At 71.5% G+C, this 3,628-nt stretch carries 4 protein-coding genes and 1 pseudogene; 1 reads left to right on the top strand and 4 read right to left on the bottom strand.

Annotated features, from left to right (window positions below; all coding sequences use genetic code 11):
* The 3 genes from AC1D01_RS25190 to AC1D01_RS25180 all read right to left on the bottom strand — a co-directional run.
* The coding region (locus AC1D01_RS25190) for an AsmA family protein (protein WP_477871227.1) at positions 1-1,597 on the bottom strand (1,597 nt) is incomplete at its 3' end.
* 4 nt (positions 1,598-1,601) lie between these two features.
* A complete protein-coding gene (locus AC1D01_RS25185) occupies positions 1,602-2,138 on the bottom strand; it encodes a pyridoxamine 5'-phosphate oxidase family protein (RefSeq protein ID WP_477871225.1) in 537 nt (178 codons plus the stop codon).
* Positions 2,139-2,255: 117 nt separating this feature from the next.
* On the bottom strand, positions 2,256-2,732 hold the full coding sequence (locus AC1D01_RS25180; RefSeq protein ID WP_477871223.1) for an OmpA family protein: 477 nt from the start codon (positions 2,730-2,732) through the stop codon (positions 2,256-2,258).
* A gap of 43 nt (positions 2,733-2,775) precedes the next feature.
* Between AC1D01_RS25180 and AC1D01_RS25175 the strand changes: the two genes are divergently transcribed.
* The gene (locus tag AC1D01_RS25175) at positions 2,776-3,399 is read left to right on the top strand and encodes a gamma-glutamylcyclotransferase (RefSeq protein ID WP_477871221.1); all 624 of its coding nucleotides are present in this window, start codon (positions 2,776-2,778) and stop codon (positions 3,397-3,399) included.
* On the opposite strand, the pseudogene AC1D01_RS25170 reads toward AC1D01_RS25175, so the two are convergent.
* Positions 3,396-3,628 (bottom strand): annotated as a pseudogene (locus AC1D01_RS25170) (nucleotidyltransferase family protein); the annotation flags it as partial. The gene AC1D01_RS25175 and the pseudogene AC1D01_RS25170 sit on opposite strands and share 4 nt — an antisense overlap.

Raw genomic sequence — 3,628 nt, 5'->3', positions numbered from 1 at the left:
GCGCCAGGTCCAGCCCGGCCCCTTCGACGGCCAGGTGCGACACCTTGCCCTCGACGATGCGCGTGACCACGGTGCCGTCGAGGCTGCCGAGGATCTCGGCGGTCGAGCGGCCCTGTCCCTTCAACTTGGCCTGGCCGATCAGCCGCCCGGTGACGTACGGCGGCTTGTCGGCGGGCCGGCCCTGGTTCAGCCAGCGCTCCAGCCGCACGCCGCTCCAGCGCAGGTCGCTGTCCCACAGCGCGAGCTTCGGCTTGCCGTCGAGCGACACCGCGCCCGCCAGGCTGCCATCGGCGGTGCGCGCCACCAGGTCGGTGATCGCGAGCTTGCCGTCGGCCAGCGTCAGGTGCGCGCGCAGCGGCTCCAGCGGCAGCGCGAAGATGCGGCCCAGCTCGGCGCGCTCGAAGGCCAGCACCACGTCCGCGTCCATCGCGCTCAGCGACGGCAGGTCGAACGCGCGGTTCGGCAGCACGCGATCGCCGGGGCGCTTCGGCGGCTTCTGCTCGGGCGCGACCGCCGGTGCCGGCGCGGGCCCGACGCCGATGCTGGGCAGCAGGTCGGCCAGCAACAGGCGCGGCCCGGCGACCCGGCCCGACAGCCGTGGCACCTTGGGTCGCAAGTCGTAGGTCAACGCCGCATTCAACCGGCTGTTGCCGACGGTCGCGTCGTCGACCAGCACGTTCCACACCTCGCCGCGCTTCGCGACACGGCCGTCGATCTCGAACGGCCCGGTGGTCGGCAGCGTGACGCCCAGCGGATCGCCGACCGCCGACAGCGACGGGCCGTTGACGCGCACGCGGCCGGTCATGCCCTCGAGCTTCAGCACGTCGGTCACCGTGCCCTGGAAACGGAATCCAGCCCGGCCGGTATCGATGCGCAATGCCACCGGCACCGGCGGCGCGTCGTCGTCGCTGACCAGCAGCGGCATCACGCCGATCGAGCGCAGGCGGCCTTCGACCGGGAAGCCGCCGTAGGTGCCCTTCGCACGCACGACGAGGCCGGTGAGCGAGCGAGGGGCCGAGGCCGCATCGGCCGGCAACGGGGCTGCGGTGTCCTGGTCGGCCAAGCGCACTTCGGCATGGATGTCGGCCTTCAACGGGGCGTCGACGACGGTCAGCTGGCCGTCAGCCACCGACAGCGAGCGCACGCGCGGCAGCCGCGTGCCTTTCTCCTGCTGAGCCTTCGGCTCGCCGAACTGCCATGACGCCATGCCGTCGGCGCGGCGCTCGGCGTGCACGACCAGGCGGTCGGCATGCAGGCGCTTGATGTCCAGCGCATCGCCACGGTGGGCGCGCCACAGCGCCGAGTACGAGACGCGCAGCTGCGCGTTCTCGGCATGCAGGAAGTACGGATCCTTGCTCCACGCGGCGCTGCCGATCTCCAGCATCGGGATGTCGATGCGCAAGCCGCCGAGCAGGCGGATGCGGCCGTGGTCGGGCGCGTCGGCGAGGCGGACATCGCGCTTCAGCGTGTCGGCCAGCAGCCGCTGCGCCGGGCCGACGAGGAACGGCCAGCCCAGGGCTTCGCAGGCGACGAACGCCACCAGCACGGCGGCAGCGAGGCCGAGCAGGCTCCACGACCACGCACGACGCCGCGACACGGGATCAATCGCCGATGAGCGAGCGCTGGTGCGAGACCGGCGGGCGCGACGGGTTGCTGACGACCTCGTGCTCGCCCAGGCCGATCGGCCGGCCGGCGACGGCCGAGGCGGCCATCGCGAGCAGGCGGATCATCCGGCTGCTGTTCGCGTCCCAGTACTCGGCGATGTCGGTGTCGACGCGCAGCAGCACCAGGTCCGGGTCGTCCTTGCCCTGCGGGAACCACGGCTTCGCGGCGGCGGTCCAGAGTTCGTCGATGCGGGCGCGGTCGTTGACGATCGCGGCATGGCCGCTGATCGACACGTAGGTCGCGTCGTCTTCATCGGTGAACGCGAGGTTCACACGGTCGAGCTGGTGCACCTTGGCCGAGCGCTCGCTGGTGAAGAACCAGAAGCTGCCGTCGCGGTCGACCTCGAGCGCGGCCATCGGGCGGCCGAGCAGCCGGCCATCGGCCGACTGGGTGGTCAGCATCGCGATGTCGATGCCCTCCACCAGGTCGACGATCTTCTTCAGGTTCTCGTGACGTTGCGGATGGATCTTCATGCTGCAGCCCCTGCTTGAACGGATTCGTTCGAGCTTAGGCTGCCGCAGTGGCAGCCCCTATCGGCGAGGGCCGCCACGGCATGTGCGCGATGTCCTACCCGGGCATCGCGAGGGCTGCTATTGCAGGCGCAGTTCGACGCGCCGCGCCGCCTTCGGGTCGCCGTCGCCGGTGGTCACGGYCGGCTTGCTGAGCTGCAGGTGGTCGGCGGTGACGCCGTTCGCCTCCAGCGCATGCTGCACGCGTTGCGCGCGGCGTTTCGCCAGATCGGCGTTCGCGGCGGCGTCGCCGCTCGCATCGTGGAAGCCGGAGATCAGCACGGTGCCACCGCTCGAGCGGGCCGCCTCGGCGACGCGGTTCAGCACGTCGATGGCATCGGCCGGCAGGCTGTCCTGGCCGACCTCGAAGTAGATGCGCTCGGCCGCGGAGGTCTCGGCCCCCGCTGGGGCCGTGGCCGTGGCGGAGGGGCCGGCAGCCTTCGGCGCATGCAGCACGCGCGACGCGGCCAGCCCGATGACCCCGGCCACCACCAGCGCCACCACGAAGGCCACTGCGCCCAGCGCGTACTTCTGCACGTCATCGTCTTGGTCACTCATCGCAAGCTCCCGGCTGAAGAAAATTCATTCTAGAGTGTCGTCCATGCTCGATTCAGTGATCGATACCGGCCTGGCGCCCGTGCGCGACCCCGCGAAACTGCTGGCCGACGTGCATTCCCGCTGGGGCGGCCGCGACGACCTGTGGATCTTCGGCTACGCGTCGCTGATCTGGCGCCCCGAGTTCGAAGYCGCCGAGCAGCGGCCGGCCCAGGTGCACGGCTGGCACCGCGCGCTCGAGATGCGCTCGCGCATCAACCGCGGCACGCCCGAATGCCCGGGCCTGGTGTTCGCGCTGGTGGCCGGCGGCTCGTGCCGCGGCATGGTCTACCGCATCGAGCGCGAGCGCGTCGACGACGAGCTGCCGAGGCTGTGGGCGCGCGAGATGCCGACCGGCGTCTACGATGCCCGCTGGCTGCCGTGCCGCACGCCGCAAGGGCCGGTGAGCGCGCTCGGCTTCACGCTCAGCCGCAGCAGCCCGAACTACACCGGCACGCTGAGCGACGAGCACCTGCTCGGCGTGCTGCGCAGCGCCTGCGGGCGCTACGGCACGACGCTCGACTACCTGATGGAAACGGCGCGCTCGCTGCGCCAGTGCGGCATCCGGGACCGCGGCATCGAGCGGCTGGTGGCGCTGGTCGAGCGGCACGCGTTGACGACAACCGGCTAGCGGGAGTCGCCGAACAAGGCTGGGCTGTAGGCGGCCCGCACGCGATCGAGATCGCCCTCGTTGTCGACATCCATCAGCACGCCGGAATCGTCGACATCGACCGCCTGCGCCGGATAGCGCGCCACCAGCCGGCGCGCGCCTTCGTCGCCGGTCAGCATCACCAGCTCGGTGTAGAGTTCGGCCGCAAAACCCACCGGATGTCCGCGCCGGCCCCGGTACTGCGCATAGC

This window comes from Rhizobacter sp. P3_B12 (assembly GCF_056402895.1).
Note: the sequence above shows the minus strand (reverse complement) of the source record. Positions and strands in the feature narration are given on the sequence as shown.

Bases quoted from the DNA above. Each gene is read 5' to 3' on its own strand.
- AC1D01_RS25185 (WP_477871225.1), bottom strand. From the start codon at position 2,138: ATGAAGATCCATCCGCAACGTCACGAGAACCTGAAGAAGATCGTCGAC.